Raw genomic sequence first — 26,349 nt, 5'->3', positions numbered from 1 at the left:
CTGTCGACCGGGTCGCCCGTCGGGCCCGGCCGGGGTCGTCAATCACACACCGGCCGCCGGGACGGACCGCTCGTACATGTCGGTCCACCGGGTCATCCGGAGGCCGACCGACTCGTACAGCGACAGCGGCGCGGTCGGGTTGCCGAGGTCGACGCCCAGACCGGCCGACCGCCGACCCTTCTCGGCGTAACGCGCGAAGGCGCGGCGCAGCAGCGCCGCACCCACACCCCGGCGGCGGTACGCGGACCCCACCGCCAGGTTCTTGACGAAGCCTTCCTGCTGGTCGAGCGCCTGGTCCGAGGACTGCAACACGCCGGCCGGCACCCCGTTCACCTCGGCGACGAACCACTCGTCCCAGGCGGTGAGGTCGCCGATCCGAGCCCGCCACCGCTCGTACGACAGTGGCTCGTGATCGGGGGTGTCGGCGAAGGAGGCGTCGTAGATCCGGTGGAACTCCCGAAGGTCGGCCTCGTCGTCGGGGCGTACCTGTCGCACCGTCACACCGGGTGGCGGCGCGGGTTCGTCGGGCAGGTCGGCCAGCGGGCGGCTCATCCGGACGTACCGCTTGGCGAGGGTGAACCCGGCCTCGGTCAGGTCTCGTTCCCAGGCACGTTCGGGCGCGAAGACCGCGCAGCGGACGGTGAGCGCCGGCAGCCCGCGCTCGGCGGCACGCTCGGCGACCCGGTCGAGTTGCCGGGCCAGTAGGGCCGCCCGAACTGTCGACGCGCGTACGGGGTCGACGTAGACCTCCACGAACTCCCGGCCCACGCCGGTCGGGTTGTCCACCGTCGCCCAGCCGACCACCGTGCCGTCCGGGTCGACCGCCAGCCAGGAGTCCCGGGTGGGGTCGAAGTGTGGGGCGGTCAGCGACTCCGCCACGTCCTCGGCGTCGAAGTCGGGATGGCCGATGGCGAAGGTGTCGGCGGCGTGCACCACCGCGAGGATCGCCGGCACGTCGGCGAGGGTGGGCCGACGCGTTGTCCAACCAGCGGGAAGGGTCACGGCAGAGCATCCTGACAGCGGACAGCCGACGGCGCCGCTCATTTTTCCGCGGGTCGAGGGGTGGGAATCCTGCCGCGACCGCAGCGGCGGGTGGGTCGGTGCCGGCAGACGCGGGACCGCGAGTCAGTTCTGGCCGGGGCTTGCCACGGGCAGCCCTACTTCCTTGGCGCAGTCGAGTAGTCGCCGGTCGTAGGAGACGAAGGCGACGAGTTCGGTTCCGGACTCGTTGGTCAGGACCTGGGCGGTGGCCAGGTGGATGGCGTCGAGGCTGCGCAGCATCGGTTCGGCGAACGCGGCGGCGGTCGCGCGGATCGTACTGTCGATCTCCAGCCGGAAAAGCCGCCCGACGGCCGCAGGCACTCCGATCAACGCCTGCGGAGCTGATCGGCGCAGCGCTCTGGGCACTTCCACGTCGACGAGGGCAGAGGACACCAAAGCCGCGTCGGGATGGGCGTTGAGCCAGGAGACGAGCTCAGCACTGCACGCCTCCTGCCGAACCAGCTTCACGACCGCGGCGGAATCGAGGTAGATCACCAGCGCTCCTCGTCACGCATCGCGGTGAGCGTGGCGGCCACGTCGACGTCCTCGTCACCGAGCTTCGGCGGAAGTGGCACGGGACCGGTGCCGTTCGGGGGGACCGCTCGCCCCGCAGCTACCAGCTTGGCCAGCATCGACCTGTCATCTCCGACCGGAACCAGGCGGGCGATCGGGTGGCCGCGGTCGGTGATCTCAACGGTCTCGCCGCCGCTCACCCGCGCCAACACCTGGCTCGTGTTCTGGTTCAGCTCCCGCACACCGATGCGCTCCATGGACGAAGTGTAGAACAAAATGTTCTACGTACCCAGGTGTTCGGCCTGCCCAGCGAGGTCGGCGCGGGTGCGGTGCAGCAACTCCACCAACTCGGCGCAGTCGGCCGGGCCGAGGGCGGTGAACGCCGGCGCGGCCAGCCGGTGGGTCACGGCCTCGGCCCAGAGTCGCCGACGCACCAGCGGCCCGATCGGCGGGTACGGCGGCGGCCAGCCACAGGCCACCGCCCCGGCCTCCCCCTCCGGCCCGGCCAGCACCGCCTCCAGCGGGGTCATCCCGGCGGCACGCACCGCCAACAGGTACGCGCCGGTGAAGTGTTCGCGGAGCAACCGCAGGCCGGCGGCGGTCCGGGCCCCCGCGCTGAGATCCGGCAGCGGCATGGCCCGCCAGGCGGCGAAGAGCGGCATGCCGCTGGCGTCGGCGGCGACCACCGCCCGCTCGACGAGCGCCGCCAGGCGCTCGGTGCCGGGCAGGGCGCCGAGCTGCTGCGCGCCCCATCGACAGCACTCGGCGAGACTCGCGGCGGCCACCTCGATCGGCGGGACGACCCGGCCGGCGGCGTCCCAACCGTCGGCGACGGCGTCCGGGGCGAGGAAACCGAGGGCGGCTGCGACGGTCTCCGCCCGCACGTGACCGAGGGCGCCGGCCCGGCCGCCGATGTAGAACGCCCAGCCGGAGATGCCGAGCAACCGGGCCCGGCGCAGCGTGGTCGGGTCCCGGCTGAACGCGTCCCCCAGGTCGAGCACGAGGGGTTTGCTGGCGGCGGCGGCCTGCTCCGGTGTCATCCGAGCGCCGCCCATCCGGATCGCCCTCGGGTCGGGGGCGTCCTCGGACAACCCGACCCGGCACCCACGACGACGGCTTCCCGCATCGGGGTCACCCGCCGTGGACGCTCCGCGTACTCGTCGTCGTCCATCGATCGTCAGTCTGCCGCGCCGGCACCCGCGTCCGCATCCCCCTCTTCGGCCGCCAACGCCTCGATCGCCGCCTCCACCTCACCCGCGCGCCGCCGCGCCGAGGTGACCGTGCGCTCCGCGGCGCGCCGGGCGAGCTTGGCCCGGCTGAGATCCTGCTCGGCCACCGCCCGCCGCCGCTCCAACTCGGCCAGCTCGGCCTCGATCCCGTCGAGTACGGCCACGCCGTCCCGCTCCTGGGCGGTCGCCTCGGTCAGTTCGGCCTCGACGCGTTCCTGGTCGGCCCGGGCCGCCGCCAGTTCCCGGTCCAGGGCGCGGCGTTGCCGGGCCCGCTCGGCGCGGGCCGCCAGCTGCGCAGCCCGCTCCGCCTGCTCGGCGCGCTCCGCTGCCCGGTCCTTGCGGGAGGTCGCCTGGTCGGTGCGGGAGGTCACCTGGTCCGGGCGGGGAGCTGTCCCGGCGCGTTCCCGCTGGGCACCGGGTCGGCGGGGCGGGCGTTCCTCCTCCGGCTCCTCGTCGGTGACCAGCCGCAGTTGTGGCCGGGGCACCTCACCGAAACCGGCGTAGCTGGCCGCCCGGAGCAGCCGGCCCGCCCGGACCTGCTCGGCGACCTCGGCGTCGGAGAACGCGGCGTTGAGGGTCGCCTCCACCTCGGCCAGCGGCAGCCGACCCGCCGGTGGCGCGTCCGGCTCCGCCGCGGCGAGCTTGCGGACCTCGACGACCAGGGCACCCACCACCGCCCGGCGCTGCGCGGACAGCTCCCGCAGCCGGGGTCCGCGCAGCTCCCGTTGGGCGGTGCGCAGCGCGTCCGCGAGGTGCACCAGGTCGGCGACCAGCTCAGGGCGTCTGATGGCGAGCAGGTTCACCAGCCAGGCGGCCACCGTCGGGCGACGCAGCCGGGCCAACTGTCGGGCGGTGCTCGCGTCCCCGGCCCGGCGGGCCTCGGCCACGGCGGCGTCCCGGGCGGCCACGAACCGGTCCGGTGGGGTGCGGTAGAGCTGCTGCACCAGCTCCGTCGAGGGGCCGGGCATCGGGTCAGACGTCCACCCGGCTGCCGGGCTCCAGCCGCTGGTAGTCGGTGCCGGACAGCGCCGCGTACTGCCTGTCGAGCACACCCAGCCCGTTGTCGTTGAGCAGGGCGTCGTGCAGGGCGTACGCGCGTCGCGGCGCGACCGCCCGGATGAAGTCGAGCACCTCGGAGAACTTCGACCAGGGCGCATGGATCGGCGCGAAGAGCGTGTCGACTGGTGTCTCGTCGGGCACCACCAGGGAGTCCCCCGGGTGGTAGACGACGTCGTTGATCAGGTAGCCGAGGTTGTCGATCACCGGGATGTCCGGGTGGATCACCGCGTGCCGCCCCCCGTACGCGCGCACGGCGACCCCGGCGGCGGTGAACGACTGCCCGGCGGTGATCGGGCGCAGGGCTTCGGCCGCGTCGCCCAGGGCCTCGGCGAGCGAGGCGGGACCGTGGATCGGGAACGGCCGCCGGTCGAGCTGGAGGCGGAGCGCCGCCAGGTCGAGGTGGTCCGGGTGCTCGTGGGTGATCAGCACCGCGTCCGCACCGTCCAGCGCCACCGCCGGGTCGCTGAACACCCCCGGGTCGACGACGAGCACCCCGCCGTCGTGCTCCACCCGAAGGCAGGAGTGGGCGTACTTGGTGAGCCGCATCGTGACTCCTCGATTATCGAATCGTGACGTCCTCAGCGCAGTCTGCCGGAACCAGCCGGTGCGTGCGCCGCGTCCGAGCTATCGCCACACCGGACGACGACGATGGGAGCGGGGATGGATGAACGGGCGGTACGACGGCGCGGGACACCGCTGGCGGTAGCGGCACTGGTGGCCGCGCTGGTGCTGACGGGGTGCAGCGCCGGCGACAGCGGGGCGGAGGACACCGCGGGTTCGGCGGCCGAGGCACCGGCGGCGGCCAACGGCGGCGAGGCGGCTCGGGACGCCACCAAGGGTGGTGAGCAGCAGGCGGCGGGTGCCGGCGCACCGGACCTGCGGGTCGACCAACGGGCGATCATCTACACCGGAACGATGCGCGTGCAGGTGGACGATGTCGACGCGAAGGCCCGTGAGGTCGTCGCCGTGGCCACCCGGGCCGGTGGCTTCGTCGGCGGTGACCAGCGCCGCAGTGCCGACCAGGACGCGGTGGCGGAGTTGCAGTTGCGGGTGCCGGCACCGAAGTTCACCGAGGTGGTGGAGGAGATCTCGAAGCTCGGCCAGCAGCAGAGCCGGGAGATCGACACCCAGGACGTCACCGAGGAGACCGTCGACCTGGACGCCCGGATCACGAGTCAGCGGGCCCGGGTGGACAGCGCCCGCCGTCTGCTCTCCCGGGCCAGCTCGATCACCGACCTGGTGACGTTGGAGAACGAGTTGGGTCGCCGGGAGGCCGACCTGGCATCGTTGGAGGCGAAGAAGCGGCGACTGGCCGACCTGACCGCCCTCTCCACGATCACCGTGTCACTGGCCGGGCCGGCGGCGAAGAAGGCCGCCGAGGAGAAGGCCGAGACCGGTTTCCTGGTCGGGCTCAAGGGCGGCTGGAAGGCCTTCGTCGCCTCGTTGACCGTCCTGCTCACCGTGCTGGGGGCGCTGCTGCCCTGGCTGGTGGCGTTCGGCGTGCCGGTGGCGGTGCTGCTGCTGGTGCTGCGTCGGCGGAAGAAGACAGCCGGCCCGGCCGCACCGGTCAGCGCGCCGCCGCCAGTGCCCGCAGCGCGGTCTGCACCATGACGCGTACGCCGGCCGGTATGGCCCGCTCGTCCACGTCGAAGCTGGCGCGGTGCAGGTCGACGTTGGGCCCGGAGCGACCCACGCCGAGCCGGGCGAGGGCGCCGGGGACGTACTCCAGATACCAGGAGAAGTCCTCGCCACCCATGCTCTGCGGGGTCTCGGCGATCCCCTCCGGGCCGAGCGCGGCGGCGGTGGCGGCGGTCAGCACCTGGATGGCCCGGGAGTCGTTGCACACCGGCGGTCGGCCACGCAGGTATTCCAGGTCGACAGTCGCGCCGGTCGGGGCGATCACGTCCCGGACCACCTGAGCGACGATCTTGGGAGCCTGCTCCCAGGTGTCGCGGTCCATCACCCGCAGGGTGCCGGAGGCACTCGCCTCGGACGGGATGACGTTGTACCGGGTGCCGGCCGAGGCGTGGCCGAAGACCAGCAGCAGCCCGCTGTTGGCCGGCACCCGGCGGCTGACCAGCGCGGGCACCTCGGTGATCAACCGGCCGAGCGCGTCGACCAGGTCGACGGTCAGGTGCGGCCGGGCGGTGTGGCCGCCCGGACCGGAGAGCCGGACGGTGACGTTGTCGGCGGCGGCGGTGATCGGGCCCACCCGCAGGCCGACCTGTCCCACCGGCAGGTTCGGGTCGCAGTGCAACGCGAAGATCTGCACCACGTCGTCCAGGCCACCGGCCTCGATGACCTCCAGCGAGCCGCAGGGCAGGATCTCCTCGGCCGGCTGGAAGATGAGCCGGACCCGCCCGTCCAGCTCGCCGAGGTCGGCGAGCTGGGCCAGCAGCATGCCGACGCCGAGCAGGATCGAGGTGTGCACGTCGTGGCCGCAGGCGTGGCAGACGCCCTCCACGGTCGACCGGTAGGACACGTCCTTCGGGTCGTCGAGGGGCAGGGCGTCGATGTCGGCGCGCAGCGCGACGACCGGGCCGTCCGGCCTGCCGTTGACGTCGCAGATCACACCGTTGCCCTTGGGCAGCAGGCGCGGGGTCAGCCCCGCCAGCGACAGCTCCCTGGCGATCAGCGCGGCCGTCTCGAACTCGTTGCCGGACAGCTCGGGATGCGAGTGGAGGTGACGGCGCGTAGCGATCAGCCCCGGTACCCGGAGCGCGAGGAGGTGGTCCAGGTCGCGGGGCAGGGGCTGGGACCCGGGCGGCGTCTCCAGCCAGGACGACGCAAGCTGGCCATCCGTGGGCAGCGTCAACGCACTCGTCACGTCGAATTCTCGATCACTAGGAATGGATGGATCATCGGGGACAGCAGACAGCCTAGACCTCCGGCGGTGACGCTGCGCAACCTCGTTACGGTAATGATCGGCGCGCGTAGCGTCACGTATGCCCTGCTGAGGACGCTCGGAGATGTGCGGGACAGCAGGTAGATCGTGCTCGAACGCCGCCATCCGCCCCTCACCTCCTACAACGCGTAACCAGTCGTGGCGGTCACGAATCCGGCGACACTCAGGGGACCCCTGTTGCAAATTGTCGCATTAGTCGGGGTGGTGAACTGACACTCCGACAATTAGCCGACCACACTCCGCAACGAGCCGGATAAGGACGCTCACACGCAGGCACCCACCACGGGCGCACACGGTGTGCGTTCGCACTCGACCGAGGGGGTACCCGCTGAGCGCGATGGACACACCGCGCTCAGCGGTCGGCGATGATCAGAAGCGATCGGTCGGGCGGTACAGCCCCCACGCCTCGCGCAAGGTGCCACAGACCTCACCCACCGTGGCGCGGGCCTTCAGTGCCGCCTTCATCGGGTACAGCACGTTGTCGGTGCCGTCGGCCGCCGCCCGCAGATCGGCCAGCGCCCGCGCCACCGCGTCGGCGTCCCGCTCGGCGCGCAGCCGCGCCAGCCGTTCCGCCTGGGCCGCCTCGATCGTCGGGTCGACCCGCAGCGGCTCGTACGGCTCCTCCTCGTCCACGGTGAACCGGTTGAGCCCGACCACCACCCGCTCGCCCGAGTCGATCTCCTGGGCGATCCGGTACGCGGACTGCTCGATCTCCCGCTTCTGGAACCCGGCCTCGATCGCGTCCACGGCGGAACCGTGGTCGGCGACCCGCTCCATCAACTCGACGGCGGCGGCCTCGATCTCGGCGGTCATCGCCTCCACCACGTAGGAGCCGGCGAACGGGTCGACGGTGGCGGTCAGGTCCGTCTCGTACGCCAGCACCTGCTGGGTGCGCAGCGCGAGCCGGGCCGCCTTCTCGGTCGGCAGCGCGATCGCCTCGTCGAAGCTGTTGGTGTGCAGCGACTGGGTGCCGCCGAGCACCGCGCCCAACCCCTGCACCGCCACCCGGACCAGGTTCACCTCGGGCTGCTGCGCGGTGAGCTGCACACCGGCGGTCTGGGTGTGGAACCGGAGCATCATCGACTTCGGGTCCTTGGCGCCGAAGTCGTCACGCATCAGTCGGGCCCAGATCTTCCGGGCGGCGCGGAACTTCGCCACCTCCTCCAGCAGCGTGGTGCGGGCCACGAAGAAGAACGACAGCCGGGGGGCGAAGTCGTCCACCGCGAGCCCGGCGGCCAGCGCCGCCCGCACGTACTCCACGCCGTTGGCCAGGGTGAACGCGATCTCCTGCGCGGGCGTCGCGCCGGCCTCGGCCATGTGGTAGCCGGAGATGGAGATGGTGTTCCACTTCGGCACCTCCTTGCGGCAGTACGCGAACGTGTCGGCCACCAGGCGCAGCGACGGCTTCGGCGGGAAGATGTACGTCCCGCGGGCGATGTACTCCTTGAGGATGTCGTTCTGGATCGTGCCGTTGAGCGCCGAGCCCGGCACCCCGTTCTCCTCGGCGACGAGCTGGTAGAGCAGCAGCAGCACCGAGCCGGGCGCGTTGATGGTCATCGAGGTGGAGACCTTGTCCAGCGGGATGTCGGCGAAGAGCAGCCGCATGTCCTCGATGGAGTCGATGGCGACACCCACCTTGCCGACCTCGCCGTGCGCGATCGGCTCGTCGGAGTCGTACCCCATCTGGGTCGGCAGGTCGAAGGCGACCGAGAGACCCATCGTGCCCGCCCGCAACAGTTGGTGGTACCGCGCGTTGGACTCGGTGGCGGTGCCGAAACCGGCATACTGGCGCATGGTCCACGGACGGGAGGTGTACATCGTGGGGTAGACCCCCCGGGTGTACGGGAACTCGCCGGGGCCGCCCAGCCGGGAATCCAGGTCCTCCGGAAGGTCGGCAGCCGTGTAGACGCCGTTGATCGGGAAACCGGACTCGCTTGACCGCCGTTCACTCATCCCCGGATGGTAGGACGCCTGGCCACGCCGTCGGGTGAGGGATAGCGCACAGTGCGTCCCGAGCGGTCGACACGAGGTGAACGACAGGGCACGTTCTGTCGACTTCGATAAACGTCCGTCGCGTCGGCTTTCGCATCGGGCGTCGGAACCAGCAAGATAGGGGGGTTGTGTCCCAGCCCCCCTCGATTTCCCCCGGTGGCTTTTCTGTGACTCAGATCCCGACGTGGAGCGGCGGACCAGTCAGTCCCGCCAACGGACGAGCGGCGCCCGGCACCACCATCGGTGGCCGGTACTCGCTGCGGTCCTCGGTGGGCAACGGCGGCATGGGCACGGTGTGGCGCGCCACAGACACCCTGCTGCGCCGTGACGTGGCGGTCAAGGAGGTCGTCCTACCTCCGGGGCTGGCCCCCAGCGACCGTGACGCCATGTACGAACGCACCCTGCGCGAGGCCCGCGCGGCCGCCGCCATCCAGCACCCCGCTGTGGTCCAGGTGTACGACGTGGTCACCGAGGCCGGTCGGCCGTGGATCGTGATGGAGCTGCTGGACGCCCGCAGCCTCGCCGACATGGTGATCGAGGACGGTCCCGTCGCGCCCCGGGCCGTCGCCAAGATCGGCATCGCCCTGCTCGGCGCGTTGGAGGTCGCGCACGCGATCGGCGTGCTGCACCGGGACGTGAAGCCCGCCAACGTGCTCATCTGCACCGACGGACGCTGCGTGCTCACCGACTTCGGCGTCGCCCGGATGCCCACCGACGTGCAGCTCACCACCCCCGGCATGGTGCTCGGCTCACCGCACTTCATCTCCCCCGAGCGCGCCATGGGCCAGGATTTCGGCCCGCCGAGCGATCTCTTCTCGCTGGGTGTGACGCTCTACACCGCGGTCGAGGGGCGGCCGCCGTTCGACAAGGGCGACCCGATCGAGACCATGCACGCCGTCGTCGAGGACCCGCCCGCGCCGCCACAGCGCAGCGGTCCACTGACCCGCGTGCTGATGGGCCTGCTGGAGAAGGACCCGGCCCGCCGTCTGGACGTGCACACCTCCCGGGCCATGCTGCGCGAGTTGCTCGCCGGCCCGTTGGGCAGCACCGCGACCGCGGTGCACTCGGTCACCGACCCGTACGCCGTGGTGCCGGTGCAGCAGCGCCCGGTGCCCGTCCTGCCCCCACCTCCGGCGGAGCCGAAGCCGGACAGCCAGATCGGTGGGCCCGCCATGCTGGCCCCCGGCGAGTCGTTGACCGACCGGCTGGCGGCACTCAACCGGGGCAAACGCCAGCCGCCCGCCGCCCCGTCCGGCGCCACCGGGCTCGACGAGACCAGCGCGGACGCGTTGGCCGGCCCACTGCACACTCCCACCGGGGCGATGCCCGCACCCGCGCGCTCCTACGGCGGTAGCGCGGACGCCACCCAGCGGGTGGACGCCGGCGCGCACCCGGACGCCACCCAGCGGGTCACCTACGGCACGCCGGCCGACGCCACCCAGCAGGTCGGCTTCGGCGGCGCACCGGAGGCCACCCAGCGCGTGGGCGGCACCTACGGCGGCGGCAACCAGTGGTCGGTGCCCGGCACCGGCCAGCCCTGGGCCACCACCCCCGCCGCTTCGAACGGTGGCGCTCTGGGCAAGGTCCGCGCCACCGGTGGTCAGCTCGTCGACCGGGTCAAGGGCTGGCCGCGCAAGGTTCAGCTCGCCGCGGCCGGTGGCCTGGTCGTCGTGCTGCTGATCACGGCGGTGGCGCTCAGCGGTGGCGACGACGCCCCGCCGAACACCCCGGCGGCGCAACCGACCCCGTCCGCTCCGGCGGCTCCTGCGGTCGAGATGCAGGAACACGCCGCCCGGGGCATCCAGGTCATGGTGCCGAAGGGCTGGAAGAAGGCCACCGGCGGTTCCTACACCGACTACATCGACCCGGAGGACAGCGGCCGCAAGGTGCGCATCATCACCGAGAAGTGGTCCAGCAGTTCGGCCCGGTGGGCGGAGACGGCCGAAAACGGCCTGAAGTCCAAGTCGACCTCCTGCGTCAAGCCGTACCAGCAGGTCAGCGCCACCGAGACCGAGTTGGCCAGCAAGGCGGCCGCCGAATTCGAGTACACCTGCGGCGAGGGCGACACCATGCGGCACGGCGTGTGGCGTGGTGTGGCGGAGGGCGGAAAGGCGTACTCGTTCTACCTCACCGCCACCGACGCCAAGTTCGCGGAGAGCAAGCCGATCTTCGACGAGATGGTGCGGACGTTCCAGCTCACCGGCGACGGCTGAGCCGGAGGGAACCCGCAGCGGTGATCCGCCGCCGTGCTATCAAGGGGCATGGCGGCGGACACCACTGACATCGACGACATTCGCGAGCAAGCCCGGCGCTGGTTGGCCGAGGACCCCGACCCGGCCAGCCGGGACGAGCTGACGGCGGTGCTCGACGGGCTGCCGGCGAGCGCCCCGGAACTGGCCGACCGGTTCGCCGGCCCGCTGACCTTCGGCACCGCGGGCCTCCGTGGGCCGCTGCGGGCCGGCCCGAACGGCATGAACCTCGCCGTGGTCACCCAGGCCGCTGCCGGCCTGGTCGGCTGGCTCGCGGCCCAGGGCGGCACCGGTCCCCTGGTGATCGGGTACGACGCTCGGCACGGCTCCAAGCAGTTCGCCGAGCGCACCGCCCAGGTGGCCACCGGGGCCGGCCGCCCGGCGCTGCTGCTGCCCCGCCCGCTCCCCACCCCGGTGCTGGCGTACGCGGTGCGCCACCTCGGCGCGGTCGCCGGAGTGATGGTGACGGCCAGCCACAACCCGCCCCAGGACAACGGCTACAAGGTCTACCTCGGCGCAGAGCTGGGCGGTGAACCGGGTGCCGGCGCACAGATCGTGCCGCCCGCCGACGCCGGCATCGAGGCGTCCATCCGAGCGGTCGGTCCGCTGACCCAGGTCCCGCTCGGCCAACCCGGGCAGGTGCTCGGGGACGACCTGGTCGCGTCGTACGTCGAGCAGGCCACCGCGGTGATCGACCCGGACGGGCCACGGGACCTGTCGGTGGCGTACACCCCGCTGCACGGGGTGGGCGCGGCGGTGCTCACCGCCGCCTTCGCCCGCGCCGGTTTCCCGGTGCCCGGCGTCGTCCCCGACCAGGCCGAACCGGACCCGGCGTTCCCCACCGTGTCGTTCCCCAACCCGGAGGAGCCGGGTGCGGTGGACCGGCTCATCGCCCTGGCCGATGCCACCGGCGCCGACCTCGCCATCGCCAACGACCCGGATGCCGACCGCTGCGCGGTGGTGGTCCGCGAAGACCGGCACGGCTGGCGGATGCTGCGCGGCGACGAGGTGGGGGTACTGCTCGCCGACCACCTGATGCGCCGAGGGGTGACCGGGCTCTACGCGACCACCATCGTGTCGTCGTCACTGCTGCGGGCGATGTGCGCGGCCCGGGGTCTGCCCTACGACGAGACGCTGACCGGCTTCAAGTGGATCGTGCGGGCCGGTGGCGGGAACGCGCCCCTGGTCTTCGGCTACGAGGAGGCGCTCGGCTACTGCGTCGCACCGGGGCACGTGCGGGACAAGGACGGCATCACGGCCGCGCTGACCGTGGCCGAGCTGGCCGCCGGCCTCAAGACGCAGGGTCGCACCCTGACCGACCGGCTCGACGAGTTGGCCGCCGAGTTCGGCGTGCACCACACCGACCAACTGTCCGCCCGGGTGGACGACCTGCGGCTGATCACCGACGCGATGGCCCGGATCCGCGCGCACACGCCGACCGCCCTGCTCGGGCAGCCGGTGGACAGCGTCCGGGACCTGCTACCCGAGTCGGACGTGGTGATCCTGCGTACCGGGTCGGCCCGGGTGGTGATCCGCCCCTCCGGCACCGAACCGAAGCTCAAGGCGTACCTCGAGGTGGTGGAGCCGGTGTCCGACGGCGATGTCGCGGCCGCCCGGAGCCGGGCCGGCGCGGCGGTCGCGCGGCTGCGCACCGAGGTCGCCGCCGCTCTCGGCATCTGACCCGGCGGGCCGCCGACGGTCAGGCGCGCTTGCCGAGCGCCGCGTCCACCGCTCCGGCCAGGGCGGCGACGACCAGACCCACCGACGGGCGGACCACCGAGTCGTCGGTGCTCACCTGACCGGAGAAGCCCGCACCGGTGGCGATCTCCTCCAGCCGTCGGCGAGCGGTGGCCACCTCCTCGCCACTCACGCCCAGCGCCGTCTCCATCCGGAGCACGACGACCAGGGTGGCCAGCGCGGCGGTCCGCTCGTCCGGTGCCGCCGCGCCGGTCAGGGCCTCGGTCAGCCGCTGACGGGTCTCCGCCTCGACGGAGGCGTCCACCACCGGATAACGGTGCACGTGGATGAAGCCCAGTTCGGTCTCGTCGACATCCCGGACGACACCCTGGGCGCACAGGTCGTTGAGGATCTTCTCGCGTAGGCCGTGCCGCAGGCGTTGCACCCACGACGCCGGGGTGTGCGGGGTGTCGGCCGCGATCCGGCCCAGCACCTCGTCGGCCACCGGCTCACCGGTGGGCGTCGGGTCGACCACGGTCAACGACCCGTCGGCGTACGCGATCCGGCCGGCGATGGCCAGCTCGACCAGCACCGCGGCGGCCATGCCGAGGTCCAGGCTGATCCGCGGCATGGTCGCCTTGCCGGTCGAGTCGTCGTAGGCGAGGAGCAGCAACTCCTCGGCGAGCGCAACACCAGTCATGGCCGCAGACGGTAGCGGGTCCGCGCACCACCGCGCGCGGACCCGCCGGACCCGGCATCGACCGGGTGGAGCCCTCAGAACCGGGGCATGCCGCCGAACTGACGGTCACCGGCGTCCCCGAGCCCGGGGACGATGAACATGCTGTCGTTGAGCCCCTCGTCGATCGAGGCCGTGACCAGGCGGATCGGCAGACCGGAGCGTTCCAGCCGCTCGATGCCCACCGGGGCGGCGAGCACGCAGAGCACCGTGATGTCGGTGCAGCCGCGATCGGCCAGCAGGCGGCAGGAGTGCTCCAGCGAGCCACCGGTGGCCAGCATCGGGTCCAGCACCAGCACCGGCAGCCCGGCCAGGTCGCGGGGCAGCGACTCCATGTAGGCGCGCGGCTCGTAGGTCTCCTCGTCGCGGGCCAGGCCGACGAAGCCCATCGACGACTCGGGCAGCAGGCCGAGTGCGGCGTCCGCCATGCCGAGACCGGCCCGCAGCACCGGCACCAGCAGCGGCGGGTTGGCCAGCCGGGTGCCCTCGGTGCCGGTGACCGGCGTCTGCACCGGGTACCGCTCGACGGGGAAGGAGCGCGCCGCCTCGTACACCAGCATGGTGGTCAGTTCGTGCAGCGCGGCCCGGAACGTCGAGGAATCGGTGCGCGCGTCCCGCATGGCGGTCAACCTGGACTGGGCCAGCGGGTGGTCAATGACGTGTACGTCCACGATCGCTCAACCTACCGTTCCGTAGGGCGCGGTGGTGCGCGCGCGGTCGGACCAGCGACGCCGCTCACGTCCACACACCGATCGTGAGCAAGATCACTCCGCGTCCCGGTGCGTAGACTTCGGGGCATGACGGCGACAACGACGTCGGCCCGGTCGGAGCTCTCCGAGCTGGGACGATCCGAGACCGCTCTGCGGACCTTCCTCCACGGCCTGCCCGGGGTGGACCAGGTCGGCGCGGAGCAGCGGGCGGCACAGCTCGGCACCCGATCCATCAAGACCACCGCCAAGGCCCAGGCGATCGACCTGGCGATCCGGATGGTCGACCTGACCACGCTGGAGGGGGCGGACACCCCGGGCAAGGTGCGCGCGCTGGCCGCGAAGGCGCTGCGCCCGGACCCGGCCGACCCGTCCTGCCCACACGTCGGGGCGGTCTGCGTCTACCCGGCGATGGTCCCGTACGTCGCCGAGGTGCTACGCGGATCCGGTGCCGGGTCCGGGCAGCCATCCGGCGAACCCGGACATCCGGGCGGCGCCAGTCCGGCCGGACTTGGCATTGTGCACCTGGCCAGCGTGGCGACCGCCTTCCCGTCGGGCCAGGCCCCGTTGGAGATCAAGCTGGCCGACACCCGGGCCGCCGTCGCGGCCGGCGCCGACGAGATCGACATGGTGATCAACCGGGGCGCGTTCCTGGCCGGCCGGTACAAGGAGGTCTACGACGAGATCGTGGCCACCAAGGAAGCCTGCGGGGACGCCCACCTCAAGGTCATCCTGGAGACCGGCGAACTGGCCACGTACGACAACGTCCGGCGCGCCTCCTGGCTGGCGATGCTGGCCGGCGGCGACTTCATCAAGACCTCCACCGGCAAGGTCCCGGTCGCGGCGACCCTGCCGGTGACCCTGGTGATGCTGGAGGCGGTCCGCGACTTCCGGGCGGCGACCGGGCGGCAGGTGGGCGTGAAGCCCGCCGGTGGCATCAAGACCACCAAGGACGCGATCAAGTACCTGGTGATGGTCAACGAGACCGTCGGCCCGGACTGGCTCGACCCGGACTGGTTCCGCTTCGGCGCGTCCAGCCTGCTCAACGACCTGCTGATGCAGCGCACCAAGCTGACGACCGGCACCTACTCCGGTCCCGACTACTTCACCCTGGACTGATAGCCGATGTTCGAATACGCCCCCGCCCCCGAGTCCCGCTCGGTGGTGGACCTCAAACCCTCGTACGGGCTGTTCATCGACGGTAAGTTCGTCGACCCGAGCGACGGCGGCAGCTTCAAGTCGATCAACCCCGCCTCGGAGGAGGTGCTGGCCGAGGTCGCCGAGGCCGGCGCCCAGGACGTGGAGCGCGCGGTCCGGGCCGCCCGGAAGGCGTACGACAAGGTGTGGGGCCCGATGCCGGGCCGGGACCGGGCGAAGTACCTGTACCGGATCGCCCGGCTCGTCCAGGAGCGCTCCCGCGAGCTGGCCGTCCTGGAATCGCTCGACAACGGCAAGCCGATCCGCGAGTCCCGGGATGTCGACCTGCCGCTGGTCGCCGCGCACTTCTTCTACTACGCGGGCTGGGCCGACAAGCTGGGTCACGCCGGCTTCGGGCCGAACCCGCAACCGATCGGCGTGGCCGCGCAGGTCATCCCGTGGAACTTCCCGCTGCTCATGCTGGCCTGGAAGATCGCCCCGGCGCTCGCCGCGGGCAACACGGTGGTGTTGAAGCCCGCCGAGACCACCCCGCTGACCGCGCTGCTCTTCGCCGAGATCTGCCAGCAGGCCGACCTGCCGGCCGGCGTGGTCAACATCGTCACCGGCGCCGGCGAGACCGGTCGGGCGCTGGTCGAGCACCCCGGCGTGGACAAGGTCGCCTTCACCGGCTCCACCGAGGTGGGTCGCGCCATCGCCCGGTCCGTCGCCGGCACCCGCAAGAAGCTCACCCTGGAGCTGGGCGGCAAGGCGGCCAACATCGTCTTCGACGACGCGCCGATCGACCAGGCCGTCGAGGGCATCGTCAACGGCATCTTCTTCAACCAGGGGCACGTCTGCTGCGCGGGCTCCCGCCTGCTGGTCCAGGAGAACGTGGCCGACCGCGTGCTGGAGTCGCTGAAGCGGCGGATGGCCCAACTGCGCGTCGGCGACCCGCTGGACAAGAACACCGACGTCGGCGCGATCAACTCCGCCGCACAGTTGGAGCGGATCCGCGAGCTGTCCGACGCCGGCTCCGCCGAGGGCGCCGAGCGCTGGTCACCGCCGTGCGAGCTGCCCGACCGCGGCTTCTGGTTCGCGCCCACCATCTTCACCGGCGTCACCCAGGCCCACCGGATCGCCCGCGAGGAGATCTTCGGGCCGGTGCTGTCGGTGCTCACGTTCCGCACCCCGGCCGAGGCCGTGGAGAAGGCCAACAACACGCCGTACGGGCTGTCGGCGGGCATCTGGACCGACAAGGGCTCACGGATCCTGTGGATGGCCGACCGGCTGCGCGCCGGCGTGGTCTGGGCCAACACGTTCAACAAGTTCGACCCCACCTCGCCGTTCGGCGGCTACAAGGAGTCGGGCTACGGTCGCGAGGGCGGCCGGCACGGGCTGGAGGGGTACCTCAATGTCTGAGCGGGTCGCCGTACGCAAGACGTACAAGCTCTTCATCGGCGGGAAGTTCCCGCGCAGCGAGTCGGGACGGTCGTATCTCGTGCAGTCCTCGAATGTGTCACTGGCCTCCCGCAAGGACGCCCGGGACGCGGTGGTCGCCGCCCGCGCCGCCGTGAAGGGCTGGGCCGGCGCGACCGCGTACAACAGGGGTCAGATCCTCTACCGCGCCGCCGAGATGCTGGAGGGCCGCCGGGAGCAGTTCGTCGCCCTGGGCATCCCGGGCGACGAGGTGGACGCGGCGGTGGACCGCTGGGTCTGGTACGCCGGCTGGGCCGACAAGCTCGCCCAGGTGTACGGCGGCGCGAACCCGGTCGCCGGCCCGTACTTCAACATCTCCGCGCCCGAGCCGACCGGCGTGGTCGCCGTGGTCGCCCCGGAGCGCCCGGCGCTGCTCGGCCTGGTCAGTGTGATCGCCCCGGCGATCGTCACCGGCAACACGGTGGTGGTGGCCGCCTCCCCGACCGAGCCGCTGGCGGCGGTGACGCTGGCCGAGGTGCTGGCCACCTCCGACCTGCCCGGCGGGGTGGTCAACATCCTCACCGGCGCGATCACCGAGACCGCACCGACGCTGGCGGCGCACATGGACGTCAACGCGCTCGACCTGACCGGGGTGACCGACGCTTCGCTCGCCACCGAGTTGGAGGTCAAGGCGGCCGAGAACCTCAAGCGGGTGCTTCGACCCGCCCCGGCCGACCACGACTGGACCGCCGACCCGGGCGTGACCCGGATGACGACGCTGTTGGAGACCAAGACGGTGTGGCACCCCAAGGGGGTGTGATCGGTCTTGGTTTTGGGTTTTCCGGGGGAGCCCGCCCACTCCGGGCGGTCAGGCTTGATCCCTGCGTGGGCGGGCTCCCCCGGAGAACCTGACGTGGGCCGGGTCCGTCGGGATGGGTCAAGATCTGCGCAACTTCGGCGATGTTGCTGCTTCCGGAGCGCAGGAGGCAGCAACATCCCCGTTCTTGTGCGGATCTTGGGCGTTCGGAGGCCGGGGTGGCGGGGGTGAGCTGGGGTTCTACTACCGGGGGTAGGATTGGCTCGTGACTCGGCTGGGCGATCTTGAGCGTGCGGTGATGGACGTGTTGTGGGACGTGGTCCCCGGCACGTCGGATGGTGTGACCGTGCGTGAGGTGGCCGACGCGCTCGACGGCCGCGAGTTGGCGTACACGACGGTGATGACCGTGCTGGACCGGCTCGCCGGCAAGGGCATGGTGCAGCGGGAGCGTGAGGGCCGGGCCTGGCGGTACCGGCCGGCGGCCAGCCGGGAGGCGCACATCGCCCAGCTCATGCTCGACGCCCTCGACCTGGGCGGCAGCCGGGACGCCGCGCTGGTGCGGTTCGCCCGATCGGTGACCGGCACCGAGGCGGAGGTGCTGCGGGCGGCGTTGGGGAGCGAGGCCGGTCTGACCGGGCCGGGTGCCGCCGACGCCGACGGCGGCTCCGAGCTGACCGACCGTCTGGACGGGCCGACGGGCCGACGGTCCGCCGGCGAGGCAGCGGAGCGGTAGGGCGCACGCCGTGGCCTACGCCGTGCACTTCGCCGCAACCATGCTGGCCTGCTATCTGACGGCCCAGGTGTTGGCCCGCTCCACCTGGACGTGGCGCAGCCCGCGGGTGGCGATCATCTGCTGGCAGGCAGTCGGGCTGGCGCTGGGGCTCTCGGCGATGGGCCTGCCCATGGCGCTCGGGCTGAGCGCGTACGGCCTGCCGACCGGGAGCGCACTGCTCGCCCTGGCCGACCACCTCGCCCACGGCACGCTGCCGGTCGGGCTGAGCACCTTCCATCTCGCTGGTGTCGGGGTCGGTTTCGGCATCGGCGCGGTCCTGGTCACCACGACCGTGCGCAGCATCCACGGCACCGTACGCGCCCAGCGTCGGCACCGGGACCTGCTCTCGCTGGTCGCCCGGGACGATCCGGCCGCGCCCGGCGCGCTCGTGCTGGATCATCCGAGCGCCGCCGCGTACTGCCTGCCCGGGGTGAAGCCGCAGGTGGTGGTCAGCGCCGGCACGTTGAGCATGCTGGACCGCGCCGAGTTGGCCGCGGTGCTCACCCACGAGCGGGCGCACGCCCACGAACGGCACGATCTCGTGCTGTTGCCGTTCACCGCGCTGTGCCGGGCGTTGCCCTGGTTCGGCTGGGTCCGCGACGCCCACGAGCGGGTCGCCCTGCTGGTCGAGATGCGCGCCGACGACAAGGCGCGCGAGTTGCACGCGGAGGCGCCGCTGGCCGGAGCGCTGCGCCGGTTCGCCGCAGCCGGTCACCGGATCACCCCGGCCGGCGCGCTGGGCGTGGGCGACCGGGACCTCGACGTACGGGTGCAGCGTCTGCTGGTCAGCGACCGGCCGCCCCGGGTGCTCGGCGCCACCGCCCTCGCGGTGGCCAGCACGCTCGTCGCCCTCCCGATCACCCTGTTCCTGTCCTGAGCTGACCTGGGCGACCTGACGCGGGGTCGCCTGGGCCCGAGCACCGCACCCCTGCGCCCCGCACTGCCGCGCCGCGACGCCCGCGCCGCCGCCGCCGCCCCTGCACCGCAACGCCCGCGCCGCCGCCGCCGCAACGCCACCCGCTGATCACAAGATCGCGCTCGATCCACCCACCCCACAACTACTACGGCATGTCGTAGACTTGCCTACGACGTCGCGTAGTAGACAGACGTGTAGAGAAACTACGTGTAGGGTGGCTACGACAAGGGAGCCAACACTACGGAGAGCCGGCCATGGACACCCTGCTCCTCGCCCGCCTGCAGTTCGCCACCACCACCTCGATCCACTTTCTCTTCGTGGTCGTCACGCTCGGGCTGGTCACTCTGCTGGTCGCGATGCAGACCGCCTGGGTGCTCACCGGCAACCCGAAGTGGGAGCGGCTGACCCGCTACTGGGGCCAGCTCTACGTGATCAACTACGTGCTCGGCATCGCCACCGGCATCGTGATGGAGTTCCAGTTCGGGCTGAACTGGAGTGGCCTGTCGCGCTACGTCGGCAACGTCTTCGGCGCGCCACTGGCCATCGAGACACTCGTGGCGTTCTTCCTCGAATCCACGTTCCTCGGGATGTGGATCTTCGGCTGGCACCGGCTCCGCAGGGGCGTCCACCTCGCACTGCTCTGGGGCGTGGCGATCACCGCGTACGCCTCGGCGTTCTGGATCATGGTCGCCAACTCCTGGCTGCAGAACCCGGTCGGCTACGAGGTACGCGACGGCATCGCCCACCTCACCGACTTCGGCGCGCTGCTCACCAACCCCAGCCTCGGCATGGCGTTCGGGCACGTGGTCTCGGCCGCGCTGCTGGTCGGCGGGATGCTGATGGCAGCGGTCAGCGCCTGGCACCTGATCCGGCGCACTCCCGACTTCGCACTGTTCCGCACCTCGCTGCGGATCGGTCTGGTGACCTCGGCGTTCGCGATCAGCATGGTGCAGGGCTTCGGGTTCGCCCAGTTCGGCCCGGTCGGTGCGGTGCAGCCCACCAAGTTCGGCCAGGGCCCCGAGGGCCAGGCGTTGATCGCCGAATGGACCACCCGCTTCGGCCCCGGTGACTACACGCCGCCGGTGCTGGCCAACGTCGGGCTGGGCTTCATGATCCTGATCGGGTTCACCCTCGGCTGCGTGTGGTTGCTGCTCCCCCTGCTCTTCCGCGACTGGATCATCCGGCTGCGCTTCCCGCTCTGGCTGGTCCTGCTCGCTCTGCCGCTGCCGTTCGTCGCGGTGATCCTCGGCTGGATCGCCCGCGAGGTCGGCCGCCAGCCCTGGGTGGCGTACGGGCTGCTCCCCACCGAGCAGGCCGTCTCCCCGGTCGGCGCGCCGGTGATGCTCACCTCGCTGATCGGCTTCAGCCTGCTGCTCGGCACCCTCGCCGTCACCAACTGGGTGCTGCTCGCCCGGCACGCGGCCCGAGGCGCGGCCGATCCGGCGCTCGGCCGCCCGCCCGCGCCCCCGAACGAGCCGACCCATCCCGAACCCGCCCTCGTCTGAGTACCTGAGGAGAAGACCGTGGACCTCGCCTGGTACGCCCTGCTCGGCCTCTTCTTCGCCGGCTACCTGGTGCTCGCCGGTTACGACTACGGCGTCGGGTTGTTGCTCGCCCGAGGCGGCGGAGCGGCGCGGCGGCGGGAGGCGCTCACCGCGCTCGGCCCGTTCTTCCTCGGCAACGAGGTCTGGCTGGTGGCCGCCGTGGGCATCCTCTTCGGCGCGTTCCCGATGCTGGAGGGTGAGCTGCTCTCCGGCTGCTATCCGGCCGTCGTCGGCGCGCTGGTCGGCGTCATCCTGGTCACCGTCGGGGTGCAGCTGCGCAGCCGACCCGACGACGAACGGGTCCGCGCGCGTTGGGACCGCGTCGTGATGGTCGGCAGCGCACTCGCCGCACTGGGCTGGGGCGTGGTGCTCGCCGCGCTGTTGCAGGGCGTTCCCCGGCAGGCCGACGGGCACGTCGCCGGGGTGTCGCACCTGGCCACCCCGTTCGCGGCGGCCGTCGGGCTGGCCATGGTCGCGCTGGTCGCGGTGCACGGCGCGACGTTCCTCGCCCTGCGCCTACCGGCCGAGGCCGCCGCCGTGGTCGGCCGCACGGCCCGCCGACTGGTGCCGGTGGCGCTCACCGCGATCGCCCTGGCCACCGTCGTGGGTCTGCTCTCCGCCCGGGTACGCGACGCCGTCCAGCGGCCGGCGGTCGCCGTACTCCTGCCGATGCTGCTCGTGGTGGCGCTGCTGGTGGCCCGCGCGGCGCTGGGGCGGCGGCGGCCGGGGTGGGCTCTGATCGCCACCGGCGCGGCCCTGGCGCTGCCGGTGGTGCTGGTCGGCGCCGCCCTCTGGCCCTACGTGCTGGTGTCCACGACCGACCCCGGCGCGTCGCTGACCGTGGCCGACGCCGCCGCGAGCGCACCGACGCTGCGGCTGCTCGGCTGGGTGGCGCTGCCGCTCCTTCCGGCCCTACTAGGCTTCCAGGCGATGTGCTGGTGGGTTTTTCGAGGACGGACCGACGGTAGGGCACCGGTGTACTGGTGAAGCGCCGTCCGTTCGACAGGCGTCTGCTGCGCCGGGTCCCTGCGGCCCGGCGCGACCTCGCCGTGCTCGCGCTCCTGGGCGTCCTCGCCGCCGGCTTGATCGTGGCGCAGGCCACGGCCCTCGCGGCGGTGCTGGCCACCGCCTTCGACGGTCGGCTCGACCGGCCGGCGCTGGGCGCCTTCGTGGTCGCGGTCGCCGCCCGCTCCGCACTGGTCTGGGCGCAGGGCACGGTCTCGGCGCGGGTCGCCGCCACGGTCAAGGCCACACTGCGGGCCGACCTGCTCGGGGCGGTCGGCCGACACGGGCCCGGTTGGGTGGCCGGGCAACGGGCCGGTGAGGTGGCCACCCTGGCCGGTCGCGGGCTGGACGCGCTGGACGCATACTTCACCGGATATCTGCCGCAGCTCGTGCTCAGCGTGACGGTGCCGGTGGCCGTGCTGGCCCGGGTCGTCTTCGCCGACTGGAGCTCGGCGGTGATCATCGCGCTGACCCTGCCGCTGATCCCGGTCTTCGGCGCGCTGTTGGGCTGGCAGGCACAGGCCGCCACCGAACGGCAGTGGCGGCGGCTCTCGTTGCTGGGCGGGCACTTCCTGGACATGGTCGCGGGGCTGCCCACGCTGCGGGCGTTCGGGCGGGCCCGGGCACAGACCGACGTGGTGCGCCGGATGGCCGACGGCCACCGGGTCGCCACCATGAAGACGTTGCGGATCGCGTTCCTCTCCGCGCTGGTGTTGGAGTTGGTCGCCACCCTCTCGGTGGCCCTGGTGGCGGTGCCGGTCGGCATCCGGCTGCTCGGCGGCGGGCTGGCCCTGCAGACCGCGCTGCTGGTGCTGTTGCTCACCCCGGAGGCGTACCTGCCGCTGCGGGCCGCCGGCAGCCGCTTCCACGCGAGCATGGAGGGCCTCGCCGCGCTGGACGAGGCGCTGACCGTCTCGGCCGCGCCGGCCACACCCCGGGCCGCCGAGGGCGCCGCCGTGCCGGACGCCCGGCGCGACATCCGGTTCGAGGGGGTGACCGTGGCATACGAGCGGACCACCGCACTGCGCGACGTCACACTGACCATCCGGGCCGGCGAACGGATCGCCGTCATCGGCCCCAGCGGCGCCGGCAAGAGCACCCTGCTCGGCCTGCTGCTCGGCTTCGTGACCCCGACCACCGGCCGGATCACCGTGGGCGGAGTCGACCTCGCCACCGCCGACCCGGACGCCTGGCGCCGACAGCTCGCCTGGGTGCCGCAGCGGGCGCACCTCTTCGCCGCCTCGCTGGCCGACAACATCCAGCTCGGCGCACCCGACACCCCTCCGGACGCACTCGCCGCCGCCGTGCGCGACGCCGCGCTGGACGACGTGGTGACCGGCCTACCGGACGGCCTGGAGACCCTGCTCGGCGAGCGCGGGCACGGGCTGTCCAGCGGCCAACGGCAGCGGGTGGCGCTGGCCCGGGCGTTTCTGCGGGACGCTCCGGTGGTGCTGCTCGACGAACCCACCGCCCGCCTGGACACGGCGGCGGAGGCGGTGGTTCTCGACGCCACCCGCCGCCTGGTCGCCGGACGGACCGCACTGCTGGTGGCGCACCGGCCCGCGCTGCTCGCCGACGCCGACCGGATCCTGCGCGTGGAGGACGGCCGGGTGACGGAGTTGACCCCCGAGCCGACCGGGAAGGCGACCCGATGAGCGCGCCACCCGGGCCGGGCCCGGCAGACGCGACGCCGGTCGCCGACCCGGCACCGCCCGGGCGGGCCGCCACCGACGCCGCACCGGGCGGCCGGGCCGCCGCCGAGCGGGCCGTGCTGCGCCTGGCCCGCCCGTACCTCGGTCGGCTGGTCGGGGCCGGGCTGCTCGCCGCCGCCACCGAGTTCGCCGGGCTGGCCCTGATGGCCACCGCCACCTGGCTGTTGATGAGCGCCGCCGGGCAGCCCCCACTGGACCGGCTCACCGTCGCGATCGTCGCGGTCCGGGCACTGGCGATCGGCCGTGGCGTGTTCCGCTACACCGAACGGCTCGCCGGGCACGACGCGGTCCTGCGCATGATCACTGACGTCCGGGCCCGGGTCTTCGCCACCCTCGCGGCCCGCCGCGACGCCACGCACCGGTCGGGGGACGTGCTGAGTCGCCTGGTCTCCGACGTCGAGGCCGTCCAGGATCTGCTGCTGCGGGTGCTGGTTCCCGGCGCGGCGGCGGCCCTGGTCGGTGTGCTCGCGGTGGCCGGAGCGGCGCTGATCTCACCGTCCGCCGCCGGGGTGCTCGCCGTCGGGGTGTTGGTCGCCGGGGTGGCGCTGCCCGCGCTGGCCACCGCGGTCACCCGCCGCAGCGCGGCCCAGGTGGCGCCTCTGCGCGGCGCACTGGCCACCGACGCGGTGGACCTCACCCACGGCGCCGCCGACCTGGCCGCGTTCGGGGCGACCGACGTCGCGTTGCGCGCCGCCGAGGAGCGCGCCGACCGACTGGCCCGGTTGGAGCGACGGCTGGCCGCCACCGGGTTCGCGGTGGACGCGGCCGGCGTGCTGACCGCCGGCCTGACCGCGGCGGCGGTGGTGCTCGCCGCGCTGGCCGCCGACGTGTCCGGGGTGCTGGTGGGTGTCCTGGCCGTGGGCACGCTGGCCGCCGTCGAGGTGACGCTGGCCCTGGTCACGGCCGCGCGGCAGTGGACGCAGCTGCGGCCCGGCCTGGCCCGGGTGGCCGCCCTGCTGGACGCCGGTACGCCGGCTCCCCCACCCCCCGATGCGACCACCGAGCTGGTCGGGCCGCACGAGCTGCGCTTCGTCGACGTGACAGTGCGGTACCGGGAAGGTGCGGCGCCCGCCCTGGACGGCGTCAGCCTGGACCTGCCCGCCGGGCGGAGGATCGCCGTGGTCGGCCCGAGCGGCGCCGGCAAGAGCACTATGGCCGCCGTGCTGACCGGCACCGTCCGGCCCGTGTCCGGCCGGGTCACCGTCGACGGCCGGGACCTCTCGGCGTACGCCGAGGAGGCACTGCCCCGGGCGGTCGGCGGCCTGCTCGCCGAGGCGTACGTCTTCCACGCCACCGTGCGGGAGAACCTGCTGCTCGGACGGGCCGGTGCGGACGAGGACGAGCTGACCGCCGCCACCGCCGCAGCCGGTCTGCTGGAGTGGGTACGCGCCCAGCCGGCGGGTTGGGACACGCTCGTCGGCGAGGAGGGCGGGCAACTCTCGGGTGGCCAGCGGCAACGCCTGGCGCTCGCCCGAGCACTGCTCGCCGCGCCACCGGTGCTGGTCCTCGACGAGCCCACCGAAGGTCTGGATCCGGCCGCGGCGGACGCGGTACTCGCGTCCGCTCTCGCCGCCACGCCCGCCACGCACTCGGTGCTACTGATCACCCACCGGCTCAGCGGGCTGGCCGAGCTGGACGAGATCGTCGTCCTCGACAACGGCCGGGTGATCCAGCGCGGTCGGCACGCCGAACTGGTCGCCGTCCCGGGCTGGTACCGCGACCAGTGGTTGCTCCAGGCCGCTGCCGAACGGGGTTACCTGGCTCTCGCTCCCTGACCGGGCTCGGGGACGGACCAGGGTTCTCCCCGACGTCGGGGGCGGGTTCGGCATGGCAGGGTGGGGTCATGCCGCACCGTGAGGACGTGTTGGTCGACGAGCACCTGCGGGAGTTGGCCGCCCGGTTGCAGGGGCCGGCGCGACTCAAGTCCGACCTGCTGACCGAGGCCCGGCACGGGCTGCTGGATGCTGTCGAGGCGTACCGCGAGAGTGGGGTGCCGCCTACCGAGGCGCAGCGCCGGGCCGTCGTCGAGTTCGGTTCGCCGGCGCAGCTCCTGCCCTCCTGGCAGGCCGAGCTGGCGACCGGTGCGCTGCGCGGGTTGTCCCTGCGGATGCTGGCGATCGCCGGGGTGGGGATGGTCGCCGGTGATCTGACCTGGCACGGGGCGAGCTGGACCGACGGCCCACGCCCTCCGGCCGGCTACCTGCTGCTCTCCACCTCGGTCGACTGGATCTGGGCGGGTGCACTGCTGCTCGCGGTGGCCGGTCTGCTGGTGGTCGCGGCCAGCGCCCGGTCGCCACGGCCGGCCCTGGCCCGGGCGCAGCGCGCGGTGGGCGTCGGCCTGACCGGAGTGCTGGCGCTGTCCATCCTCGCCGGATGCGCGCTCTTCGGCTGGTCGGTCAACCTCTGGGACGCCGCGCTGCGCTGGCCTCCGATGATCATCGGTGCGGTGCTGGTCGGCGGCGCCTACTTCTCGCTGACCCGGGCGGTACGCGGTTGGCTGCTGGCCGTCGCCCGCTGAGCCACGCCCGGCCTGGGCGTCAGGCCGGGGAGGTGGGCGTGTCGCCGGGGCCCAGGAACCGGCCGACGGTCAGTTGGAAGTCGTGCCAACCGGCGCGTTCCCCGGCCAGCGCCCGCCGACCGGAGTCGGTGAGCTGGTACGTCCGTCGCTCCCGGCCGTTGACGGTGCTCCAGGTGCTCGCCACGTGCCCGGCGCGCTCCAGGCGACGCAACGCCGGATAGATGGTGCCGGTGGGCAGATCGAGGCTGCCGTCACTGCGCTCGCGCAGCGCCTCGATGATGGCGTAGCCGTGCAGCGCGCCCTGTTCGAGGACGGCGAGCAGCAGAGCGTCGAGGTGGCCGTGCAACGCCTGGGCCTTCATACGTAGCTACGCTACTTGTCGAACGGCCGGTTCGCCAGCGCCC

Annotated in this window: 24 protein-coding genes; 13 read left to right on the top strand and 11 right to left on the bottom strand. The window is 72.8% G+C overall.

What is annotated here, in order from left to right:
* Positions 1-42: 42 nt before the first annotated feature.
* From O7616_RS08995 to O7616_RS08970, 6 genes are all read right to left on the bottom strand, one after another.
* Entirely contained in the window at positions 43-1,002 is a 960-nt protein-coding gene (locus O7616_RS08995; protein ID WP_282306384.1) for a GNAT family N-acetyltransferase, read from the bottom strand.
* Between the two features lie 123 nt (positions 1,003-1,125).
* Positions 1,126-1,536, bottom strand: a complete 411-nt coding sequence (locus O7616_RS08990; RefSeq protein WP_282306383.1) for a type II toxin-antitoxin system VapC family toxin — start codon at positions 1,534-1,536, stop codon at positions 1,126-1,128.
* A complete protein-coding gene (locus tag O7616_RS08985; protein ID WP_282306382.1) occupies positions 1,533-1,811 on the bottom strand; it encodes a type II toxin-antitoxin system prevent-host-death family antitoxin in 279 nt (92 codons plus the stop codon). The genes O7616_RS08990 and O7616_RS08985 overlap by 4 nt, the downstream gene beginning before the upstream one ends.
* Positions 1,812-1,835: 24 nt before the next feature.
* Positions 1,836-2,594, bottom strand: a complete 759-nt coding sequence (locus tag O7616_RS08980) for a hypothetical protein (protein WP_282306381.1) — start codon at positions 2,592-2,594, stop codon at positions 1,836-1,838.
* Between the two features lie 137 nt (positions 2,595-2,731).
* Complete coding sequence (locus O7616_RS08975; RefSeq protein WP_282306380.1) at positions 2,732-3,751, bottom strand: hypothetical protein; 1,020 nt, start codon at positions 3,749-3,751, stop codon at positions 2,732-2,734.
* A 4-nt stretch (positions 3,752-3,755) separates the two neighbouring features.
* Entirely contained in the window at positions 3,756-4,388 is a 633-nt protein-coding gene (locus O7616_RS08970) for an MBL fold metallo-hydrolase (protein ID WP_282306379.1), read from the bottom strand.
* Between the two features lie 114 nt (positions 4,389-4,502).
* On the opposite strand from O7616_RS08970, the gene O7616_RS08965 reads away from it, so the two are divergent.
* A complete protein-coding gene (locus O7616_RS08965; protein ID WP_282306378.1) occupies positions 4,503-5,453 on the top strand; it encodes a DUF4349 domain-containing protein in 951 nt (316 codons plus the stop codon).
* On the opposite strand, the gene O7616_RS08960 is transcribed toward O7616_RS08965, so the two are convergent.
* Positions 5,410-6,669 carry an amidohydrolase gene (locus tag O7616_RS08960; RefSeq protein WP_282262634.1) on the bottom strand — a complete coding sequence of 420 codons (1,260 nt, stop codon included), beginning with the start codon at positions 6,667-6,669 and terminating at the stop codon, positions 5,410-5,412. The two genes, O7616_RS08965 and O7616_RS08960, sit on opposite strands and share 44 nt — an antisense overlap.
* Positions 6,670-7,116: 447 nt before the next feature.
* Positions 7,117-8,700 (bottom strand): methylmalonyl-CoA mutase family protein, encoded by a 1,584-nt coding sequence (locus tag O7616_RS08955; RefSeq protein WP_282306377.1) that lies wholly within the window; start codon positions 8,698-8,700, stop codon positions 7,117-7,119.
* Positions 8,701-8,906: 206 nt separating this feature from the next.
* On the opposite strand from O7616_RS08955, the gene O7616_RS08950 reads away from it, so the two are divergent.
* Together O7616_RS08950 and O7616_RS08945 are read left to right on the top strand one after the other, a co-directional pair.
* Complete coding sequence (locus O7616_RS08950; protein WP_282306376.1) at positions 8,907-10,952, top strand: serine/threonine-protein kinase; 2,046 nt, start codon at positions 8,907-8,909, stop codon at positions 10,950-10,952.
* Between the two features lie 48 nt (positions 10,953-11,000).
* Positions 11,001-12,668 carry a phospho-sugar mutase gene (locus tag O7616_RS08945; protein WP_282306375.1) on the top strand — a complete coding sequence of 556 codons (1,668 nt, stop codon included), beginning with the start codon at positions 11,001-11,003 and terminating at the stop codon, positions 12,666-12,668.
* Positions 12,669-12,687: 19 nt separating this feature from the next.
* Here O7616_RS08945 and O7616_RS08940 read toward each other — a convergent pair whose 3' ends face one another.
* Both O7616_RS08940 and upp read right to left on the bottom strand, forming a co-directional pair.
* Positions 12,688-13,365 (bottom strand): GPP34 family phosphoprotein, encoded by a 678-nt coding sequence (locus O7616_RS08940; RefSeq protein WP_282306374.1) that lies wholly within the window; start codon positions 13,363-13,365, stop codon positions 12,688-12,690.
* Between the two features lie 74 nt (positions 13,366-13,439).
* Positions 13,440-14,072, bottom strand: a complete 633-nt coding sequence (upp, locus tag O7616_RS08935; protein ID WP_145786266.1) for a uracil phosphoribosyltransferase — start codon at positions 14,070-14,072, stop codon at positions 13,440-13,442.
* A 126-nt stretch (positions 14,073-14,198) separates the two neighbouring features.
* Between upp and deoC the strand changes: the two genes are divergently transcribed.
* From deoC to O7616_RS08885, 10 genes are all read left to right on the top strand, one after another.
* Positions 14,199-15,227, top strand: a complete 1,029-nt coding sequence (deoC, locus tag O7616_RS08930; RefSeq protein ID WP_282306373.1) for a deoxyribose-phosphate aldolase — start codon at positions 14,199-14,201, stop codon at positions 15,225-15,227.
* 6 nt (positions 15,228-15,233) lie between these two features.
* Positions 15,234-16,664, top strand: a complete 1,431-nt coding sequence (locus O7616_RS08925) for an aldehyde dehydrogenase family protein (protein ID WP_282306372.1) — start codon at positions 15,234-15,236, stop codon at positions 16,662-16,664.
* A complete protein-coding gene (locus tag O7616_RS08920; protein ID WP_282306371.1) occupies positions 16,657-17,481 on the top strand; it encodes an aldehyde dehydrogenase family protein in 825 nt (274 codons plus the stop codon). The genes O7616_RS08925 and O7616_RS08920 overlap by 8 nt, the downstream gene beginning before the upstream one ends.
* A 262-nt stretch (positions 17,482-17,743) precedes the next feature.
* On the top strand, positions 17,744-18,211 hold the full coding sequence (locus tag O7616_RS08915) for a BlaI/MecI/CopY family transcriptional regulator (RefSeq protein WP_282306370.1): 468 nt from the start codon (positions 17,744-17,746) through the stop codon (positions 18,209-18,211).
* 10 nt (positions 18,212-18,221) lie between these two features.
* Positions 18,222-19,127 carry a M56 family metallopeptidase gene (locus tag O7616_RS08910; protein ID WP_282306369.1) on the top strand — a complete coding sequence of 302 codons (906 nt, stop codon included), beginning with the start codon at positions 18,222-18,224 and terminating at the stop codon, positions 19,125-19,127.
* 293 nt (positions 19,128-19,420) lie between these two features.
* A complete protein-coding gene (locus O7616_RS08905; RefSeq protein ID WP_282262647.1) occupies positions 19,421-20,671 on the top strand; it encodes a cytochrome ubiquinol oxidase subunit I in 1,251 nt (416 codons plus the stop codon).
* A gap of 18 nt (positions 20,672-20,689) precedes the next feature.
* Positions 20,690-21,697 carry a cytochrome d ubiquinol oxidase subunit II gene (locus O7616_RS08900; RefSeq protein ID WP_282306368.1) on the top strand — a complete coding sequence of 336 codons (1,008 nt, stop codon included), beginning with the start codon at positions 20,690-20,692 and terminating at the stop codon, positions 21,695-21,697.
* Entirely contained in the window at positions 21,694-23,370 is a 1,677-nt protein-coding gene (cydD, locus tag O7616_RS08895; protein ID WP_282262649.1) for a thiol reductant ABC exporter subunit CydD, read from the top strand. The genes O7616_RS08900 and cydD overlap by 4 nt, the downstream gene beginning before the upstream one ends.
* Positions 23,367-25,202 carry a thiol reductant ABC exporter subunit CydC gene (gene cydC / locus O7616_RS08890; RefSeq protein ID WP_282306367.1) on the top strand — a complete coding sequence of 612 codons (1,836 nt, stop codon included), beginning with the start codon at positions 23,367-23,369 and terminating at the stop codon, positions 25,200-25,202. Before cydD ends, cydC begins: the two co-directional genes overlap by 4 nt.
* A 68-nt stretch (positions 25,203-25,270) precedes the next feature.
* Positions 25,271-25,945, top strand: coding sequence for a permease prefix domain 1-containing protein (locus tag O7616_RS08885; protein WP_282306365.1), 675 nt, complete (start codon positions 25,271-25,273; stop codon positions 25,943-25,945).
* 19 nt (positions 25,946-25,964) lie between these two features.
* Here O7616_RS08885 and O7616_RS08880 read toward each other — a convergent pair whose 3' ends face one another.
* Complete coding sequence (locus tag O7616_RS08880) at positions 25,965-26,306, bottom strand: helix-turn-helix transcriptional regulator (protein WP_282262652.1); 342 nt, start codon at positions 26,304-26,306, stop codon at positions 25,965-25,967.
* Positions 26,307-26,349 lie beyond the last annotated feature (43 nt).

Origin of the sequence: Micromonospora sp. WMMD964, assembly GCF_029581455.1 — a bacterium.
GTDB lineage: Bacteria > Actinomycetota > Actinomycetes > Mycobacteriales > Micromonosporaceae > Micromonospora.
This window is presented reverse-complemented; position numbering and strand designations above follow the sequence as displayed.

Bases quoted from the DNA above. Each gene is read 5' to 3' on its own strand.
- O7616_RS08945 (WP_282306375.1), top strand. From the start codon at position 11,001: ATGGCGGCGGACACCACTGACATCGACGACATTCGCGAGCAAGCCCGG.
- O7616_RS08985 (WP_282306382.1), bottom strand. From the start codon at position 1,811: ATGGAGCGCATCGGTGTGCGGGAGCTGAACCAGAACACGAGCCAGGTG.
- O7616_RS08940 (WP_282306374.1), bottom strand. From the start codon at position 13,365: ATGACTGGTGTTGCGCTCGCCGAGGAGTTGCTGCTCCTCGCCTACGAC.
- O7616_RS08980 (WP_282306381.1), bottom strand. From the start codon at position 2,594: ATGACACCGGAGCAGGCCGCCGCCGCCAGCAAACCCCTCGTGCTCGAC.
- O7616_RS08905 (WP_282262647.1), top strand. From the start codon at position 19,421: ATGGACACCCTGCTCCTCGCCCGCCTGCAGTTCGCCACCACCACCTCG.
- cydC (WP_282306367.1), top strand. From the start codon at position 23,367: ATGAGCGCGCCACCCGGGCCGGGCCCGGCAGACGCGACGCCGGTCGCC.
- O7616_RS08965 (WP_282306378.1), top strand. From the start codon at position 4,503: ATGGATGAACGGGCGGTACGACGGCGCGGGACACCGCTGGCGGTAGCG.
- O7616_RS08975 (WP_282306380.1), bottom strand. From the start codon at position 3,751: ATGCCCGGCCCCTCGACGGAGCTGGTGCAGCAGCTCTACCGCACCCCA.
- O7616_RS08955 (WP_282306377.1), bottom strand. From the start codon at position 8,700: ATGAGTGAACGGCGGTCAAGCGAGTCCGGTTTCCCGATCAACGGCGTC.
- O7616_RS08885 (WP_282306365.1), top strand. From the start codon at position 25,271: ATGCCGCACCGTGAGGACGTGTTGGTCGACGAGCACCTGCGGGAGTTG.
- O7616_RS08970 (WP_282306379.1), bottom strand. From the start codon at position 4,388: ATGCGGCTCACCAAGTACGCCCACTCCTGCCTTCGGGTGGAGCACGAC.
- O7616_RS08920 (WP_282306371.1), top strand. From the start codon at position 16,657: ATGTCTGAGCGGGTCGCCGTACGCAAGACGTACAAGCTCTTCATCGGC.
- O7616_RS08925 (WP_282306372.1), top strand. From the start codon at position 15,234: ATGTTCGAATACGCCCCCGCCCCCGAGTCCCGCTCGGTGGTGGACCTC.
- O7616_RS08880 (WP_282262652.1), bottom strand. From the start codon at position 26,306: ATGAAGGCCCAGGCGTTGCACGGCCACCTCGACGCTCTGCTGCTCGCC.
- deoC (WP_282306373.1), top strand. From the start codon at position 14,199: ATGACGGCGACAACGACGTCGGCCCGGTCGGAGCTCTCCGAGCTGGGA.